Genomic DNA, 1,365 nt, shown 5'->3' on the forward strand with positions numbered 1-1,365 from the left:
TAACTGGTGTTACCACCAAAATCTTACCGCAAGCCATTCTTCCGCCTGATCATTGCCTGGCTCTATTTTCAATACTTCTTTCCAGTCCGCTTGTGCAAGGCGTTCCGCTTCGTGGAAAGGGTATTTATCGCCGCCAAGTCTAATATACGTCATCCCCCGATTTAGCAGAGTCCAGACATCTTTTGGGTTTATCTTTAATGCAGAGTTGTAATCGGCTAGCGCTGCGTTAAAATCCCTTTTCTGGAAATTTGCATAGCCGCGATTTTTTAGGGCATCAATATCATTCGGCTTGATTTTTAACGCGGCGTTAAAATCGGCCACTGCCATGTCAAAATTATTCCTGCCGCTGTATATTTGCCCGCGATTAAGGGCGGCGGCAAAAATCGGTTTTATCCTAAGAGATTCGCTGTAATCAGCAAGCGCTTTGTCAATATCGCCTTTATTTTGATACGCAATACCGCGAAAATAATATAACTGTTCTGGGTCATAAGCTATATCGGCATTTATGCCAAACGCAATGGTCAGTAAAGAAACCTGGTCGTCTTCATTCTCAATTATGTTTGGAATTGACTTTTTTTGATATTCTGAGTCATCGCCCCGCTTTATTCCAATAGCTTTAGTAAAATCGGCTATAGCTTTATCATAGTCTTTAAAAATGTTAATCAATACAAGGCCCCGGCGCACATACGCAAGTATAAAATTCGGATTAAGCCTTATAGCGTCTGTCCAATCCGCTATCGCCCGGCTGTAATCCGCTAATTCTTCATTCGTCCTTCCGCGAATATAGTACGCATTGGCTTCATTGGGGAAAATGCCGATAAGGGCGGCATACGCTGTTAAGGCGTTTTTATAATCCTTTTTATCAAAAAAGTACGCGTCGCCACGGAGGTAATACGCCGTGGTATCATCGGGTTTTATTTTAATAATATTGGCATAATCCGCTATCTCCCTATCATAGTCCTTTTTATATTCGTAAGCTTCGGCCCTAAGATAAAAGAAGTTTATATCATTCGGTTTCAGCCTTATTGCGGCGGTATAATCCGCTATCGCGTGATCATAATCTTTTACCCATGCGTATGTGTAACCCCGGTATACATACGCAGGGATATAATCAGTGTCAATTTCGATTGCCTTTGTGTAATCCGCTATCGCGCTGGCTTTATCACGTTGTACCGCGCCCCTGTTTAAATACGCAAGGAAATTATTTTCATCAAGTTTTATCGCGCTGTCAAAATCAGCTTTTGCCTTATCACTTTCGTGAAAGGCCTGTATGTAATAATACGCCGCGCCTGATATACGCGGCGGTAAATTTCGGGTCTATTTTTATCGCCTTGCTAAATTCTTCTATCGCAGGGCCTATTACCC

The 1,365-nt window shown here is 42.4% G+C and carries 1 protein-coding gene; it reads right to left on the reverse strand.

The window, feature by feature from the left end; genetic code table 11:
* Nucleotides 1-9: 9 nt before the first annotated feature.
* Nucleotides 10-1,296, reverse strand: a complete 1,287-nt coding sequence (locus tag ACYVRH_RS12765; protein ID WP_461257278.1) for a tetratricopeptide repeat protein — start codon at nt 1,294-1,296, stop codon at nt 10-12.
* Nucleotides 1,297-1,365 lie beyond the last annotated feature (69 nt).

It is taken from the genome of Treponema sp. R80B11-R83G3, assembly GCF_054786115.1.